Raw genomic sequence first — 16,520 nt, 5'->3', positions numbered from 1 at the left:
AGGTTCAGGGCGCGGCGGGGTACCAACGCGGGGTGTAGACCCATTGACCGCCACTGGCACGGTCGAAGGCGCAGGTCGTGGAGGAACCGACCAGCACCATGGTACGCATGTCGACCATCTCCGGCGTCAGCTCGGCCAGGCTCACCACCCTGAGCGTCTGCCCCGGCCGGCCGATATCGCGCCCCAGCACCACCGGCGTCTGTGCATCCCGGTGCCGGCGCACGATCTCCAGTGCCGTGCCTAGCTGATGCGGCCTGGACCTGGAAATCGGATTGTAGAAGGCCAGCACCAGATCCGCCTGGGCCGCCAGGTCCAGGCGCTTTTCGATGATCGACCAGGGTTTGAGGTTGTCAGACAGCGACATCACGCAGAAGTCATGCCCCAAGGGCGCGCCAGCTTGCGCGGCGGTTGCCAGCGAAGCCGATACCCCTGGCAGGATCTGCAGGTCGACACGGTGCCAGGCAGGGTCGCAGGACTCATGCAGGGCTTCGAGCACCGCTGCGGCCATGGCGAACACACCAGGGTCGCCCGACGACACCACCACCACCGAACGGCCCTGGGCCGCCAGCTCGAAGGCATGCCGGGCACGCTGCATCTCTTCCCGGTTGTCGGTGCAGTGCTGCACCTGATCGTCACGGAACGGCCCCGCCATGCGCACGTAGGTCTCGTAGCCAAGGATGTCCTCGGCACGCGCAAGCTCGGCTTTCACCGCCGGCACCATCAGCTCGGCCGCCCCTGGGCCAAGGCCGATCACTGCCAGGCGACCGCGCTTGCGAGCCAACCGTGCCGGGTCGACCGGCAACGGCGCCGCAGCGATGACCAGGCCCGGCTGCTCGATCAGGCGCGCCTCGGGCAAAGCCTCGGCCGCCATGCTGGCCAAGGTGCCGTTCATGGCCGCGAAGCGCAGCACGACGCCCAGTTCTGCGGCGGCCTCGTGCAGCAACGGCTCGGCCATCGCCTGCTCGGCGACCAGCAGACACGCCAGCGAGGGCTCGGCAATGCCGGCCTCACGCAAGGCGCCACGTACCTGTTCGGCCAGGCCGGGCGCGCCTGCGGCGAGCGCCACCACCACCGAGCGTGGGTGGATCAGCAACTCGTCACGGCTGGCCACGCGCGCGTCACTGCCGACATGGATGGTGCGCCGGGCGGTTTCACTGGCCGGCAGTTGCGCCTGCGCAAGCCAGGGGGCATCACCCTCGATACGCACGCTTTCGCCGGCCAGCAGGTCCGAGACAAAGCGCTTGCCCTGCTCGAGGTCCGCCAGGGCATAGCCCTCGGGCGGGTTGAGCAGGCAGGTGCCGAAGCGCAGTTCACCACTGGTGGTGATCGCTGCAGCCACCCCCAGCGCCTCGCCGAGTTCGCGAGCCATGAGGTTGACCCCGCTCAGGCCACCCAACAACGGCACCACCGCGCTACCGTCCTCGGCCACGGCCAGCACTGGCGGCTCCGCACCTTTCTCATCGAGCAGGCTGGCCAGGCTGCGGATGACGATGCCGGCAGCACACAGCGCGATGATCGGGGTGGCCTGCTGGTAGAGCATGCGCAGGGTATCGCCAAAGCTGTCGTAGTACTGATCGGCGCCCTCGACCCGACCGCGCAGGCCGTAGACGGTCGCCTGTGGATAACGCTGCTGGATGCGCTGCGCCGTGGCCAGGCTGCCTGCCCCCAGGATGACGATGGCCGCTGCCTGTTGCCTGTTCAGCCCTGCCATTTTTCCCCCGGTACGATGATCAGCGAGAAGTACGGCGAAGACTGTGGGTCCACCTCATCCAGCGGCACGATCTTCTGGTTGGCCATGGTCGCCCGCTCGACGTACAGCGCACGCCCGTCCAGGCCGAGTTCGGCAAGTACCTGGCGCACCTTCGGGAAGTTGCGGCCCAGCTTCATGATCACCGCCGCATCGGCGTCTGCCAGGCGACGCTTGAGCTCTTCGGCGGGCAGCACGCCTGACAGTACCGACAGGCTCTGGTTGCGGTACACCAGCGGCGCGCCAAGCACCGAGGCACCCCCGAGCATCGAACAGACCCCCGGGACCACTTCGGCCTCATGCTGCTGGGCAAGCCGGTCGTGCAGGTACATGTAGGAGCCGTAGAAGAACGGGTCACCTTCGCAGATCACCGCCACGTCACGGCCGGCATCCAGGTGCTCGGCCACCTGCACGGCCGCTTCATCGTAGAAATCGCTGATCACCTGTTCGTAGGACAGCGGCGCCGGCAGTGCCTCGGTCGTGACCGGGTACACCAGCGGCAGCAGGGTCTGCTCGGCTTGCAGGTGGGCCTCGATGATGCCGAAGGCGTTGCCGCGCTTGCCCTTGGCCACGAAGTACGCCACCACCGGCGCCTCGCGCAGCAGGCGCAGGGCCTTGACGGTGATCAGTTCAGGGTCGCCGGGGCCAACGCCCAGGCCCAGCAGTCGTCCGCGCGGCGCCATCACTCCACCTCCGTGGCCAGGGCGTTGACTGCGGCAGCGGCCATTGCGCTGCCGCCCAGGCGGCCTTGCATGATCACGAATGGCACGCCGCGGCTGTCGGCGGCGAGCATCGCCTTGGACTCGGCGGCACCGACGAAGCCGACCGGGAAGCCGAGGATCAGGGCGGGTTTGGGCGCCCCGGCATCGATCATCTCCAGCAGGTAGAACAGCGCAGTCGGGGCATTGCCGATCACCACCACGCTGCCCTCCAGATGCGGGCGCCACAGCTCCAGGGCAACGGCGGAGCGGGTGTTGCCGACCTCCTTGGCCAGGCCTGGCACGCTGGGGTCGCGCAAGGTGCAGATCACCGGGTTGTTGGCGGGCAGGCGTGCGCGGGTGATGCCTTCGGCGACCATGTGTGCGTCGCAGAGGATCGGCGCACCATTGGCCAGGGCTTCACGGCCTGCGCGGCCGGCACCTTCGGAGAACTGCAGGCCATCGATGGCCTCGACCATGCCGCAGGCATGGATCACGCGCACGGCGAGTTTTTCCAGGTCTGCGGGAATCCGCTCGAGCCGGGCTTCCTCGCGGATGATCCGGAAGGAATTGCGATAGATCTCCTGACCATCGCGGATGTAGTCAATCATCAAGGTGCTCCGTCGGCAGGGCGAGCATGGCGCCTGCTTCATTCAAGGTAAGGTCGGTGGCGCGCAGGGCACCCAGGCCCGGCAGGTGCGCGTCACGCAAATAGAGGTCATAGCGGCCCGGTGAACGGGCCAGCAAGGTGGCCGGGGCGACATGGGCCACGGCACAGGAACGGGGGCAGCCGGACAAATGCACGCTGCCGGGCACGCCACTGCCCAACAGCGCCGCCAGCTCGACGGCATCGGCCTTGGTCTCGGCCTGGGCCTTGGCGCAGCCACTGCTGCCGGTGCAGGCGACCATCCGCGCCAGGGGCTCGTCGGCCTGGCAGAGCAGGCCCAGTGCCGCCAGCTGGACGCGAGCCTGTTCGAGGTCGACAGCGGCGATGTTGGTCAGCATCAGGCTTTGCCACGGGCTCAGGCGCAGGCTGCCGTCACCCCATTGGCGGGCCACCCGGGCAGCGCCACGCAACATGGCCGGTGACAGGCGGCCCAACGGCGGGGCGACGCCCAAGGCCATGCCCTGCTGTTGTGCCACGGCACCCAGCCATGGGCATTGGGCGCCTTTGCGCCGCCACTCGATCACGGCCGCATCGCGACGTACTTGCAAGCCGAGACCGTCGATGAAGGCATCGACCCGGCAACCTTGCAGCAGCTGGCGCATGCGCGACTGCTCAGGGCTGGCCAGATCGAGGAAGCGATCGAGCACTGCGCGCACCAGCTCCAGCCCCTGCTCCAGTGGCACCGCGCCCAATACCGGACCATCGGCCGGGCAACTGGCCAAGCCAAATGCCAGCCAGTCGCGCTGCTCCAGGCGCAGTGCCGAAAGCCACAGGTCGTGAGGGTGATCGAGCATCGCCACGCCTTCACCCCCATCGAGCTGCACGGCGAACTTGGCCGACAGCTGATGGAAGCGCGGCGTGCCTTGCAGCAGGTCGAGGATCTGCCCGGCCAAGGGGCGTACATCCAGCAGCATCGACGGATCATGGCCAGCCAAGGGGCTGAGCATCAGGTTGCGCACGTCATCGCTGGCTGCATCACGCGGACCAAGGCCGGCGGCCAGCAGGCTGTCGACCAGCCCGGCATGATCGCTGCCGATGCCGCGGATCTGCAGGTTGCCGCGGTTGGTGGCTTCGATCACCCCGCCCGCAAAACGCTCGGCTGCCGCCGCCACCGCATCGGCCTGGTCGGCCAGCAGCAGGCCGCCGGGCAGCTTGATACGGCAAATGCCACCGTCACGGGCGCTGACGATGCGCCACAACCCCGGGCAGGCCGAGGGACGGGGTGATGCTACGGGCGTGTTGGCTGGCGTCAAAGGGGCGTCCGGCAATCGCTGAAAGTGCGCTTGAGTGTAGAAGGCGCGGTATTATGCCTGCTTTGTCCGGCGGCATGAAAAGCCGGTGGTCGAGCTTCAACAGCGTTTGAGCTGAAATTTTGGGGGCGCTGTGCGCCCCATCGCGACACAAGGCCGCTCCTACAGGCATCACCGCCCCTGTAGGAGCGGCCTTGTGTCGCGATGGGCTGCACAGCAGCCCCAGACCCCAAAGAGGTATCAATGACCCCCTGGCTGACAGTAGTAGGCATCGGCGAAGACGGCTTCAGCGGCCTGGGCAAACAGGCCCGGCGCGCCCTGCTGGGCGCCACGCGGATCATCGGCAGCCCGCGCCAGCTGGCCCTGCTGCCGCGTTGCATCAGTGCCGAGCGGCAAGACTGGCCAACGCCATTCTCCCTCGCCCCGGTACTGGCACTGCGCGGTGAGCCGACCTGCGTACTGGCCAGCGGCGACCCGATGTTCTTTGGCGTCGGCGCCAGCCTGGCGCGACAGGTAGCAGCCGAAGAAATGCAGGTGCTGTCGATGCCCTCCTCCTGTGCCCTGGCCGCCGCCCGCCTGGGCTGGCCACTGCAGGACGTGCAGGTGGTATCAGTGGTCGCACGCCCCTTGGCGGCGCTCAATGCCCACCTGTACAGCGGCCAGCGCCTGCTGGTGCTGAGCAACGACGGCGACAGCCCTGCGGCCATCACTGCACTGCTGCGCGAGCGCGGCTTCGGGCCCAGCCGCGTGCACGTGCTGGAGCACCTCGGTGGTGCGGCCGAGCAGCACCTCTGCGGCACCGCCGATGACTGGCCGCACAGCCAAGTCGCCACCCTCAACCTGGTCGCCATCGAGTGCCTGGCCAGCCCGGATGCCGTGCGCCTGTCGCGTGTCCCCGGGCTGCCAGACAGCGCCTTCCGCCATGACGGCCAGCTGACCAAGCGCGATGTGCGTGCGATCACCCTGGCGCGCCTGGCGCCGCAGCCCGGTGAGTTGCTGTGGGATGTCGGTGCCGGCTGTGGCTCGATCGGCATCGAATGGATGCGTGCTCACCCGGCCTGCCGCACCCTCGCCATCGAAGCCGACGAAAGTCGCCAAGGCTTCATCGAATACAACCGCGATGTCCTCGGCGTGCCAGGCCTTCAGCTGGTTCGCGGCAAGGCACCCGACGCGTTGGCCGAACTGGAACGCCCGGACGCGATTTTCATTGGTGGCGGCGTGACCCGCGAAGGCGTGTTGCCGCTGTGCTGGGACCGCTTGCGCCCCGGTGGGCGGCTGGTGGCCAATGCAGTGACCCTGCAAAGCGAGCTGGCCCTGGCGCACTTCCGTGAACAGCGCGGTGGCGAGCTGACCCGTATCCATGTTGCCCAGGCCCAGCCGCTGGGTGCCTTCGACACCTGGCGCCAGGCGTTGCCGATCACCTTGCTCGACGTGGTGAAACCCCTCGATGCGTGAAGAAACCCGCGAGCAACCCGCGCCCCTGCGCAGTGGCCTGACCACCGGTAGCTGCGCCACCGCCACCAGCCTCGCCGCTGCCAAGTTGCTGCTGACCGGCCAGTGCGACGATGCGGTGAGCATCACCCTGCCCAAGGGCAAGGTGGTGCAGATGCGCCTGGAGTTCTGCCGCCTGGTCGGCGAGCGTGCCGAGGCGGGCACACTCAAGGATGCCGGCGACGACCCAGACGTCACCCACGGCGCCCTGCTCTACAGCCAGATCCGCTTGCAGGCGCAGCCCGGCATACGCTTCGTCGCAGGCCAGGGCGTTGGTACCGTCACCCGCCCCGGCCTGGTACTGGCAGTCGGTGAGCCGGCGATCAATCCAGTACCGCGGCGGATGATCAGCGAGCACTTGCAGCAGCTGGCCGACGATTGCGGCTACCCGGGCGGCTTCGAGGTCACGGTCAATGTGCAAGGCGGGGAAGCGCTGGCGCTGAAGACCATGAACCCGCGCCTGGGCATCCTCGGTGGGCTGTCGATCCTCGGCACCAGCGGCATCGTCCGGCCCTTTTCCTGCTCGGCCTATATCGCCTCGATCCACCAAGGTATCGACGTGGCCCACACCAATGGCTACACCCACATCGCCGCCTGCACCGGCAACGCCAGCGAAGACACCATGCGCCGCGTCTACAACCTGCCCGAAATCGCCCTGATCGAGATGGGCGACTTCGTCGGCGCCGTGCTCAAGCACGTACGCAAGGTGCCGGTGCCACGCCTGACCCTGTGCGGCGGTTTCGGCAAGATCAGCAAGCTGGCTGCCGGCCACATGGACCTGCACAGCCGCCACTCCAGCATCGACCTGCCGCAGCTGGCAGGCTGGGCCGCTGAAATCGGTGCCGATGCGCAGCTGCAGGCGGCCATCATCGCCGCCAACACCAGCCAGCAGGCGCTGGCCCTGGCACATGCCGCCGGCATCGCCCTGGGCGACACGGTGTGCGCCCATGCCCTGGCTTTCGCCCGCAGCGTGGTGCCGGCTCAGGTGCACGTCGAAGTGTTTGCCATCGACCGCCAGGGCGGCATCGTTGGCAAGGCAGGTGTGCAATGAACCGCCGAATCCTGCTGCTCGGTGGCGTCACCGAAGCCTTGGCCATCGCCCGTCATCTCGGCCCCGAGCATGTCTACAGCCTGGCCGGCATCGGCCGCGTGCCGCAGGACCTCGCTTGCCAGGTGCGGGTCGGTGGCTATGGCGGCGCTGACGGCCTGGCCGCTTACCTGCGTGAAGCCGGCATCACCCTGCTGATCGACGCCACTCACCCCTATGCGGCGCAGATCAGCCGCAACGCTGTCAGCGCTGCACGGGCGGCCGGCATTCCCTGCTGGGCCTTGCGCCGCCCGGCCTGGCAGGCACAGCCGGGGGACGACTGGCGTGAAGTGGAAGACTGGGCGGCGCTGATCGAGGCGCTCAAGCCGTTCAGACGACCATTGTTCACGCTTGGCCGCGAGCCACTGCAGCACCTTGCCGAGATTCCCCCAGAGCAGTTCTGGACCTTGCGCGCGCTGGAAGCCTGTGCGGGCAATGAGCGCTGCGAGGTGATCGGCGCGCGTGGGCCGTTTCACATCGAGGACGAGCGGGCACTGTTCGAACGTTGTCGCATCGATGTACTGGTCAGCAAGAACAGCGGCAGCGTGGCGACCGAACCAAAGCTCGACGTGGCACGGGAACGCGGGGTGCCGGTGGTGGTCCTGAAGCGTCCGACATTGCCTGCCGTGGATCGGGAATTCACCCAGGCAGGTCTATTGCTGGCCAAGATCAAGGACTGCCTGTAATGAAGTCAAAACGTATATCCCGTTGACATATACGTCCTCTCACTTAAACTCCAGTCACAGTTTGCTGCTTCCAAGGAGGCCCATCATGGAGCAAGGTGCAGTCTTCAAAAGTAACCGCAGCCAGGCCATCCGTTTGCCGAAATCCGTTGCCCTTCCCGATGAAGTGACCCGCGTAGACATCGTTGCCGTGGGGCGAACCCGCATCATCAGCCCAGCTGGGGAGGCATGGGACAGCTGGTTTGACGGCAACGACGCAAGTACAGACTTCATGGCCAGCCGTGATCAACCTGCCGACCAGGAACGCGAAGGGTTTTAATGCTCAGGTACATGCTCGACACGAACATCTGCATCTTCACTATCAAGAACAAGCCACAATTGGTTCGTGAAGCCTTCAACCGCCACCACGGTCAGCTGGCAATCAGTACCGTTACGTTGATGGAGCTGGTGTACGGCGCAGAGAAGTCAGCACACCCCGAGCGTAATCTTTCGATAGTGGAAGGCTTCGCTGCCCGCCTGGAAGTACTCGATTACGATAGCCAGGCTGCCGAACACAGTGGCCAACTACGTGCAGAACTGGCGAGGGCTGGTACACCGATCGGCCCATTCGACCAACTGATAGCTGGCCATGCCCGGGCTCGGGGGCTGGTGCTCGTAACCAACAACCTGCGTGAATTTCAACGAGTCCCAGGTTTGAGAGTTGAAGACTGGCTGGTCAATCCTGCAGGTCAGGCCTAACGCGGAAATTTCCTACTCATCACCTGCTCATCGGCAAGGAAACGCTCAGAAATTTCCAAGTGGCCTTTCGCCCACTGTGCGCCTTAGACTTTGTGCCTCCCCTCCGGAAGGCGTCGTTCATATGGAAATGCAATGGTGGATCTGGCTGGTCTTCGGTATCGGCCTGATCCTGCTCGAGCTGGTCCTGCCCACGTTCTTCATCATCTGGTTCGGCATCGGTGCCGTGCTGGTTTCGCTCATCGCCCTGGCCGCCCCCGCCCTGCAGCTGGACATGCAGGTGCTGCTGTGGGTGCTGTTCTCCTCGGTGACCACGTTCCTCTGGTTCAAGCTGTTCAAGCGCAAGCAGCCGGACGTGCGCTGGACCGCCGACAGCGTGATCGGTGAAGTCGGGTTGCTGACCAGCAGCGTCTCGCAATTCCAGAAAGGCCGCGTCCGCTTCCAGAAGCCGCTGCTCGGCAACGAGGAATGGACTTGCGTCGCCGACGGCGACATCCCGGCAGGCGAGCGTGTGCGCCTCGTCGCCATCGAAGGCAACACCGCCCGGGTCGTCCGGGCCTGAATTGGCATTTAAAAGGAAGTTTTCATCATGACCAGTCTCATCGTCGTCGGCGCCCTCGCCCTGTTCGTCCTGATCACCGTGTTCAAGGGGGTGCGCATCGTGCCCCAGGGCGAGGAATGGATCGTCGAGCGCCTGGGCCGCTACCACAACACCCTCAAGCCAGGCTTGAACATCGTCATCCCGTACATGGACGTGGTCGCCTATCGCCTGCCGACCAAGGACATCATCCTCGACGTGCAGGAGCAGGAAATCATCACCAAGGACAACGCGGTGATCGTCGCCAACGCCCTGTGCTTCGCCAAGGTGGTCGACCCACAGAAGGCCTCCTATGGCGTGCAGAATTTCTCGTTCGCCGTCACCAGCCTGACCATGACCTCGCTGCGCGCCATCGTCGGCGCCATGGACCTGGACGAGGCGCTGTCGAGCCGCGAACAGATCAAGGCGCGCCTGCGTGAGGCGATGTCCGAGCAGACCGAAGACTGGGGCGTGACCGTACGATCGGTCGAGATCCAGGACATCAAGCCGTCGGAGAACATGCAGCTGGCCATGGAGCGCCAGGCGGCCGCCGAACGTGAGCGTAAAGCCGACGTGACCCGCGCCGAAGGTGCCAAGCAGGCGGCGATCCTCGAGGCCGAAGCGCGCCTGCAATCGGCCAAGCTGGACGCCGAAGCGCAGATCAACCTGGCCGAGGCCTCGGCGCGGGCAATCTCGCTGGTCAAAGAAGCGGTGGGTAACGAGACCGTACCGGCCATGTACCTGCTTGGCGAGCGTTATGTAGGGGCCATGGAGAACCTGGCCAACAGCAGCAATGCCAAGGTCGTGGTGCTGCCAGCGGACTTGCAGGAAACCGTGCGGGGCCTGCTGGGCCGCAACAAGGCTTGAATATGCCGGGGCTGTTTTGCAGCCCCGAACCAGCCGGTCTGCGTCACTTCACCGCACCCCATCATTTTTACCTATACTCCGCCTTACAATACCGCCCACGATTCCTGACCGGATCTCTCCATGCCCCCACGTCGGCACATTGCCTGGATAGCCTGCCTAGCAGTGCTGTTCAACCTGCTGGCCATGCCGCTGTCTTCCGCCGCGCCCAAGGGCCCGGCCGAGCAGCTGCTGTGGGGGGCTTTCTGTTCCAGCGTGGCTGGCAAGGCCAAGGTCGATGTCCAGGCCCTGGCCAAGATCGACCTCGGTAGCCAAAGCGATCAGCACTCCAACATGCAGCACTGCTGGTGCTGTTCGGGCGCTGCCCCACTGCTGGCCCTGCCAGGTTATCCGCCGCAACTGCACAACCCGCCGACGCTGTTGGCCGGGCGCGAGCCGCCACCCGCCAGTTACCAACCCACGCCGCGCCAGCTATGGCCCGCGCTCAATCCCCGTGCCTCTCCGCTGGCCTGAGTTCATCACGCTGTCTGCCTGAACCTGAACAGATCGGAGACTCACCATGCTCAAGCAAGCTCTTGTCCTGGCTGCCCTGTTGCTGCCCGGCGCCTACGCCAATGCCCATGAATACACCGTGGGCGACCTGCATATCGCTCACCCGTGGTCGCTGCAACTACCGCCCAACGCCCCCAACGTCGCCGCCTACTTCGTCGTGCACAACAACGGCAAGGCCGATGACCGCCTGCTCAGTGTCGACAGCCCGATCAGCGATGACGCGCAGTTGCATGAGCACGCCATGAGCGCCAGCGGCGCGATGAAGATGCAGCAGGTGCAAAGTGTGGCGGTGCCCGCCGGCAAAGACCTGGTGTTCGCCCCCAGCGCTTACCACGTGATGCTGATGCAGCCCAAGGACCGCAGCCTGCTCACCGACGGCAAGCGCTTCCCGCTGACCCTGCACTTCGAGAAAGCAGGTGACGTCACCGTCGACGTGGCCGTACAGAAACAGGCACCGGCAGACCAGCCCCAGGCCCACGAACACGCGCACTGACCCCCGCTGACCGGCGCTCGCCAGCATGAGCCTGCCGCGCAACAGCCTCAGCCGTACCACCCGCCCTGAACGCAGGCGCGCCGGTGGCGGCTGGCTGAGCCTGTTCGCCATGTGGATGATCTTTATCGGCCCGCTGATTTCCCAGTCGATGCCGATGGACCACCATGCTGGCATGAGCATGCCGATGGACATGTCGATGTCCATGCCGGCGGGCAGCGATACCCATCACGGCCACGATAACGATGGCCAGTTGCATGTGATGTGGGAAAAGTGCGGCTACTGCAGTCTGCTGTTCAACTGCCCGGCCTTGCCGCAAACCCTCAGCCCGCTCAGCGTCGCCAGTGCCGTTCCCCCCACAACCCTGCCCACCTCTACGCGCCAGGGCCATGCCCGGCAGGCCGTGTTCCCCGGTGCGCGCAGCCGCGCGCCGCCTCTTTCGATCAGCGTCTGAACTCCCGTTATCGCCCGGAGCCAGGAGGCTTCGCGCACACTCATGACTGATCGACTGGAATCATTATGTCCGGCTGCACCCCTGTTTTAGCTTCTTCCCTGCGAGGGACATTCGCCGCGCTGTGCGGCTCGCTGCTCGCCCCTGTGGCGCTGGCTGCCGCTCCTGGCCATGAAAGCCCCGACACCGAGCTGAGCCCGACGGTGATCACCGCGCTGGCACCGAGCTCGCCACTGACCGTGGTCACCAACCCCAAGGACCCGCGCCAACCCGTGCCGGCCAGTGATGGTGCCGACTACCTGAAGACCATCCCTGGCTTTTCCGCCATACGCGCCGGCGGCACCAATGGCGACCCGGTGCTGCGTGGCATGTTTGGCTCGCGCCTGAACATCCTTACCAACGGCGGCGTGATGCTCGGCGCCTGCCCCAACCGTATGGACGCCCCGACCTCCTACATCGCCCCGGAAACCTACGACCGCCTGACCGTGATCAAAGGCCCGCAAAGCGTGATCTGGGGGCCAGGCGGCTCGGCGGGCACCATCCTCTTCGAACGCGAGCCGGAGCAGTTCGGCACCCTCGGCAGCCGGGTCAACGCCAGCCTGCTGGCCGGCTCCAATGGCCGCTTCGACAAGGTGCTCGATGCTGCGGCCGGCAACAGCCAGGGCTATGCGCGCTTCGTCGGCAACCAGTCACACTCGGACGACTACCAGGATGGCAACGGCGACACCGTGCCTTCGCGCTGGGAGAAATGGAACGGCGACGTGGCCCTGGGCTGGACCCCCGATCAGGACACGCTGCTCGAACTCACCGCCGGCAAGGGTGACGGCGAGGCACGCTATGCCGGCCGTGGCATGGACGGCTCGCAGTTCAAGCGCGAGAGCCTGGGCCTGCGCTTCGAGAAGTCCAACCTCGGCGAGGTGCTCGACAAGGTCGAGGCACAGGTCTACTACAACTACGCCGACCACGTGATGGACAACTACAGCCTGCGCACGCCATCAGGCACCGGCATGATGGGCATGCCCATGGTCAGCAACGTCGACCGCCGCACGCTGGGCGCTCGCCTAAAGGCCACCTGGCGCTGGGCGGATGTGCAACTGATTGGCGGCATCGACGCGCAGACCAACGAACACCGCCAGCGCGGCGGCATGGGCGTCGATGCGCACAAGGGCCAGCCTTGGACCAAGGACGCCGACTTCCACAACTATGGTGCTTTCGGCGAGCTCACCTGGTACGCCACCGGCGAAGACCGGCTGATCACCGGTGCCCGCCTGGACCGCGCCTCGGCCCGGGACTTCCGCCAGGGCAGCGCCACTCAAGGCGACACCCGCGCCGACACGCTGCCCAGCGGCTTCATACGTTACGAGCATGACCTGGCGGCGGTCCCCGCCACCACCTACATCGGCCTCGGCCACGCCGAGCGCTTCCCGGACTACTGGGAGCTGTTCTCGCCCAAGCTGGCGCCACCCGGTGCGGCCAACGCGTTCGACGGCATCAAGCCAGAGAAGACCACCCAGCTCGACTTCGGCATCCAGTACCGCGACGAGCGCCTGGAGGCCTGGGCCTCGGGCTACGTCGGGCAGATCCGCGACTACATCCTGTTCGACTACCGCACCGGGATGATGGGCATGAGCACCTCCCAGGCTCAGAACATCGATGCCCGCATCATGGGCGGCGAACTGGGCGCGGCCTACAAGCTCACCGAGCGCTGGAAGGCCGATGCCACCCTGGCTTACGCCTGGGGCAAGAACAGCAGCGACGGCAAGGCACTGCCACAGATGCCGCCGCTAGAAAGCCGCCTGGGCCTGACCTACAGCCGCGACAGCTGGAGCGCCGGTGCCCTGTGGCGCCTGGTGGCGGAGCAGAACCGCATCGCCGAGAACCAGGGCAACGTGGTCGGCAAGGACTACGACAAGAGCGCCGGCTTCGGCGTGTTCTCGCTCAACGGCGCCTACAAGGTGAACCACAACCTCAAGCTCAGCGCAGGGGTCGACAACCTGTTCGACAAGGCCTACGCCGAGCACCTGAACCTGGCCGGGAATGCCGGGTTCGGCTACCCGGCCAATGATCCACAGCCGGTCAACGAGCCAGGCAGGACCTTCTGGACCAAGGTCGATTTCAGCTTCTGACAACAACAACGGGCGCGGCTTCGGTCGCGCTCATCAGCTGGTCAAACGGGAGGTTCCCATGAGAGGAACACGCATCAACTTCTACAACCTGGCCTGGCGTTGGCACTTTTATGCGGGGCTGTTCGTCGCCCCGTTCATGATCCTGCTGGCGATCACCGGGATCATCTACCTGTTCAAGCCGCAGCTCGACCCGCTGCTGTACCGTGACTTGATGGTGGTCGAAGCCGGCCATCATCGACAGGGCGCCGACACGCTGCTGGCCGAAGTGCGCCAGGCCTACCCGAAAGGCCATGTCGGCCAGTACCTGCCGCCGATCAATGCCGAGCGCAGCGCGCAGTTCGTGGTGCATGACGGTGGCCGCGAGCTGAACGTGTTCGTCGACCCGTACAGCGGCAAGATCCTTGGCCAGCAGGACGGCAAGCAGAACCTGCAGGCCATCGCCCGCGCCCTGCACGGCGAGCTGATGGTCGGTACGGTCGGTGACCGCCTGGTTGAGTTGGCCGCCGGCTGGGGCATCGTGCTGGTGGTGTCTGGCCTGTACCTCTGGTGGCCACGCGGGCGTAACGGTGCCGGCGTGCTGTGGCCACGGTTCGCGGCGAAAGGTCGGTTGTTCTGGCGCGACCTGCACGCGGTGACCGGCTTCTGGGGTTCGGCCCTGCTGTTGCTGATGCTGGTCAGCGGCATGACCTGGACCGGCATGTGGGGCAAGCAGTACGCCGATCTGTGGAACCGCTTCCCGGCAGCCATGTGGAATGACGTGCCCAAGTCGGACCAGCAAGCGCGCGAACTGAACAGCGCACACCGTCAGACCGTGCCGTGGGCGATGGAGAACACGCCGATGCCGCAGTCCGGCGCGCATGCCGAACATGCCGGGCATCACATGATGGACAGTGCACCGGCTGCGCCTCAGGTGAGCCTGCAGCAGGTCGAAGACATCGCCACTTCGCGCCAGGTCGAACCGGGCTACAGCATCACCGCGCCTACCACCGCCGAAGGCGTGTACACCATCGCCGTGTTCGCCGACGACCCGCGCAACGATGCGACGCTGCATGTCGACCAGTACACCGGCAAGGTGCTGGCCGATGTGCGCTGGCAGGATTACAGCCCGGTGGCTCGTGCTACCGAGCTGGGCGTGATGCTGCACGAGGGCAAGATGTTCGGACCGTTGAACCAGATCATCATTTTGCTGGTGTGCCTGATGATCCTGCTGGGTTCGGTGAGCGGCCTGGTGATGTGGTGGAAACGCCGGCCCGAGGGAGGGCTGGGCGTGCCGCCGCTGCGCCATGACCTGCCGCGCTGGAAGGCGGCGGTGGGGGTAATGCTGGTGCTGGGCGTGATGTTCCCGCTGGTGGGGGTGTCGATGGTGGTGATGTGGGTGGTCGATAGCCTGGTGGTGAGGCGCCGCCGGGTGCTGGCCAACGCCTGATCGCGCTTCAACCTGCACCGGCCTCTTCGCGGGCACAGGAGAACAGCTGCTACCCAAAAGTCGAGTCGATCTGTCGCGCCCCGATCTGGCACGAGCGTGTTAGCCTAACCGGCTACCTCCGACAAGAAGACCGACCTTCCAAGGGAATGCAGCTTGATGACGCAAACTTCTCCCAACACGCCAGATGAACAACATCTGCAGCGCAACCTGACCAACCGCCACATCCAGCTGATCGCCATCGGCGGCGCCATCGGCACCGGCCTGTTCATGGGTTCGGGCAAGACCATCAGCCTGGCGGGCCCGTCGATCATTTTCGTCTACATGATCATCGGCTTCATGCTGTTCTTCGTCATGCGCGCCATGGGCGAACTGCTGCTGTCGAACCTCAACTACAAGTCGTTCATCGACTTCTCCGCCGACCTGCTCGGCCCCTGGGCCGGCTACTTCACCGGCTGGACCTACTGGTTCTGCTGGGTGGTCACCGGCATCGCCGACGTGGTCGCCATCGCCGCGTACACGCAGTTCTGGTTCCCCGACCTGCCGCAGTGGATACCGGCGCTGACCTGCGTCGGGCTGCTGTTGTCGCTGAACCTGGTGACCGTGAAGATGTTCGGCGAGCTGGAGTTCTGGTTCGCCCTGGTCAAGATCGTCGCCATCCTCGGCCTGATCGCTACCGGGCTGTACATGGTCATCACCGGCTTCACTTCGCCGAGCGGGCGCACCGCGCAACTGGCCAACCTGTGGAACGACGGCGGCATGTTCCCCAATGGCCTGATGGGCTTCTTCGCCGGTTTCCAGATCGCCGTGTTCGCCTTCGTCGGCATCGAGCTGGTGGGCACCACTGCAGCTGAGGCGAAGAACCCCGAGCGCACCCTGCCACGGGCGATCAACTCGATCCCGGTGCGGATCATCGTGTTCTACGTGCTGGCACTGATCGCGATCATGGCGGTGACGCCATGGCGCGACGTGGTACCGGGCAAGAGCCCGTTCGTGGAGCTGTTCGTGCTGGCCGGCCTGCCGGCGGCGGCGAGCATCATCAACTTCGTGGTGCTGACCTCGGCCGCCTCGTCGGCCAACAGCGGCGTGTTCTCCACCAGCCGCATGCTCTACGGCCTGTCCCAGGAGGGCGATGCGCCCAAGGCGTTCGAGAAACTGTCGAGCCGCTCGGTGCCGGCCAACGGCCTGTACTTCTCCTGCACCTGCCTGCTACTGGGTGCGGTGCTGATCTACTTGGTGCCGAACGTGGTCGAGGCGTTCACCCTGGTGACCACGGTCTCGGCGGTGCTGTTCATGTTCGTCTGGACGCTGATTCTGCTGTCGTACCTGAAGTACCGCAAAAACCGTGCGGCACTGCACCAGGCCTCGAAGTACAAGATGCCGGGCGGGCGCTTCATGTGCTACGTGTGCCTGGCGTTCTTTGCCTTCATCCTGGTGTTGTTGAGCCTGGAGGCGGATACGCGTTCTGCGCTGGTCGTCACGCCTGTCTGGTTCTTGCTGCTGGCAGTGACCTATCAGGGCGTGCGTAGCCGCCGTCATCCTCGTTCGGCTGTGCGTAACGGCTGATGGCCTCGGGGGCTGCTTTGCAGCCCATCGCCGGCAAGCCAGGCTCCCGCGGCTGCGCCCCTAACGGGTGCAACCATGCAGGACACAACTATCGCAAGTGCGATGTGTCCGGT

At 65.7% G+C, this 16,520-nt stretch carries 17 protein-coding genes; 13 read left to right on the top strand and 4 right to left on the bottom strand.

Going from position 1 to position 16,520, the window contains the following annotated elements:
- Window positions 1–4 precede the first annotated feature (4 nt).
- The 4 genes from cobJ to cobG are packed head-to-tail and all read right to left on the bottom strand — an operon-like array spanning window position 5 to window position 4,380.
- The gene (gene cobJ / locus CQW31_RS09900; protein ID WP_099814381.1) at window positions 5–1,711 is read right to left on the bottom strand and encodes a precorrin-3B C(17)-methyltransferase; all 1,707 of its coding nucleotides are present in this window, start codon (window positions 1,709–1,711) and stop codon (window positions 5–7) included.
- A complete protein-coding gene (locus tag CQW31_RS09895; RefSeq protein ID WP_054886834.1) occupies window positions 1,699–2,430 on the bottom strand; it encodes a precorrin-2 C(20)-methyltransferase in 732 nt (243 codons plus the stop codon). The genes cobJ and CQW31_RS09895 overlap by 13 nt, the downstream gene beginning before the upstream one ends.
- Window positions 2,430–3,056 (bottom strand): precorrin-8X methylmutase, encoded by a 627-nt coding sequence (locus CQW31_RS09890; protein WP_054886833.1) that lies wholly within the window; start codon window positions 3,054–3,056, stop codon window positions 2,430–2,432. The genes CQW31_RS09895 and CQW31_RS09890 overlap by 1 nt, the downstream gene beginning before the upstream one ends.
- Entirely contained in the window at window positions 3,049–4,380 is a 1,332-nt protein-coding gene (gene cobG / locus CQW31_RS09885) for a precorrin-3B synthase (protein ID WP_054886832.1), read from the bottom strand. The genes CQW31_RS09890 and cobG overlap by 8 nt, the downstream gene beginning before the upstream one ends.
- A gap of 225 nt (window positions 4,381–4,605) precedes the next feature.
- Here cobG and cbiE point away from each other — a divergent pair, with 225 nt between their 5' ends.
- The 13 genes from cbiE (at window position 4,606) to cycA (ending at window position 16,407) form a co-directional block, all read left to right on the top strand.
- Entirely contained in the window at window positions 4,606–5,817 is a 1,212-nt protein-coding gene (gene cbiE / locus CQW31_RS09880) for a precorrin-6y C5,15-methyltransferase (decarboxylating) subunit CbiE (RefSeq protein WP_099814380.1), read from the top strand.
- Window positions 5,810–6,904, top strand: a complete 1,095-nt coding sequence (locus tag CQW31_RS09875) for a cobalt-precorrin-5B (C(1))-methyltransferase (protein ID WP_099814379.1) — start codon at window positions 5,810–5,812, stop codon at window positions 6,902–6,904. The genes cbiE and CQW31_RS09875 overlap by 8 nt, the downstream gene beginning before the upstream one ends.
- On the top strand, window positions 6,901–7,626 hold the full coding sequence (locus CQW31_RS09870; RefSeq protein ID WP_099814378.1) for a cobalt-precorrin-6A reductase: 726 nt from the start codon (window positions 6,901–6,903) through the stop codon (window positions 7,624–7,626). Before CQW31_RS09875 ends, CQW31_RS09870 begins: the two co-directional genes overlap by 4 nt.
- Before the next feature lie 85 nt (window positions 7,627–7,711).
- Window positions 7,712–7,942 carry a type II toxin-antitoxin system VapB family antitoxin gene (gene vapB / locus CQW31_RS09865; RefSeq protein WP_054887813.1) on the top strand — a complete coding sequence of 77 codons (231 nt, stop codon included), beginning with the start codon at window positions 7,712–7,714 and terminating at the stop codon, window positions 7,940–7,942.
- The gene (gene vapC, locus CQW31_RS09860) at window positions 7,942–8,361 is read left to right on the top strand and encodes a tRNA(fMet)-specific endonuclease VapC (protein WP_054887814.1); all 420 of its coding nucleotides are present in this window, start codon (window positions 7,942–7,944) and stop codon (window positions 8,359–8,361) included. The genes vapB and vapC overlap by 1 nt, the downstream gene beginning before the upstream one ends.
- Window positions 8,362–8,482: 121 nt before the next feature.
- Window positions 8,483–8,920, top strand: coding sequence for an NfeD family protein (locus CQW31_RS09855; protein ID WP_054887815.1), 438 nt, complete (start codon window positions 8,483–8,485; stop codon window positions 8,918–8,920).
- Between the two features lie 27 nt (window positions 8,921–8,947).
- Complete coding sequence (locus CQW31_RS09850; protein WP_099814377.1) at window positions 8,948–9,802, top strand: SPFH domain-containing protein; 855 nt, start codon at window positions 8,948–8,950, stop codon at window positions 9,800–9,802.
- A gap of 120 nt (window positions 9,803–9,922) precedes the next feature.
- Complete coding sequence (locus tag CQW31_RS09845; RefSeq protein ID WP_099814376.1) at window positions 9,923–10,312, top strand: DUF2946 domain-containing protein; 390 nt, start codon at window positions 9,923–9,925, stop codon at window positions 10,310–10,312.
- A 46-nt stretch (window positions 10,313–10,358) separates the two neighbouring features.
- Window positions 10,359–10,844: a copper chaperone PCu(A)C gene (locus CQW31_RS09840; protein ID WP_054887818.1), complete on the top strand. Its 486-nt coding sequence runs from the start codon at window positions 10,359–10,361 to the stop codon at window positions 10,842–10,844.
- A gap of 25 nt (window positions 10,845–10,869) precedes the next feature.
- Window positions 10,870–11,295 (top strand): DUF2946 domain-containing protein, encoded by a 426-nt coding sequence (locus CQW31_RS09835; protein ID WP_099814375.1) that lies wholly within the window; start codon window positions 10,870–10,872, stop codon window positions 11,293–11,295.
- A 65-nt stretch (window positions 11,296–11,360) separates the two neighbouring features.
- Entirely contained in the window at window positions 11,361–13,418 is a 2,058-nt protein-coding gene (locus CQW31_RS09830) for a TonB-dependent copper receptor (protein ID WP_099814374.1), read from the top strand.
- Between the two features lie 58 nt (window positions 13,419–13,476).
- Window positions 13,477–14,844 (top strand): PepSY domain-containing protein, encoded by a 1,368-nt coding sequence (locus CQW31_RS09825; protein ID WP_054887821.1) that lies wholly within the window; start codon window positions 13,477–13,479, stop codon window positions 14,842–14,844.
- Between the two features lie 156 nt (window positions 14,845–15,000).
- Window positions 15,001–16,407 (top strand): D-serine/D-alanine/glycine transporter, encoded by a 1,407-nt coding sequence (gene cycA, locus CQW31_RS09820; protein WP_099814373.1) that lies wholly within the window; start codon window positions 15,001–15,003, stop codon window positions 16,405–16,407.
- Window positions 16,408–16,520: the final 113 nt, after the last annotated feature.

It is taken from the genome of Pseudomonas sp. 382, assembly GCF_002759075.1.
Taxonomy (GTDB): Bacteria; Pseudomonadota; Gammaproteobacteria; order Pseudomonadales; family Pseudomonadaceae; genus Aquipseudomonas; species Aquipseudomonas vlassakiae.
This window is presented reverse-complemented; position numbering and strand designations above follow the sequence as displayed.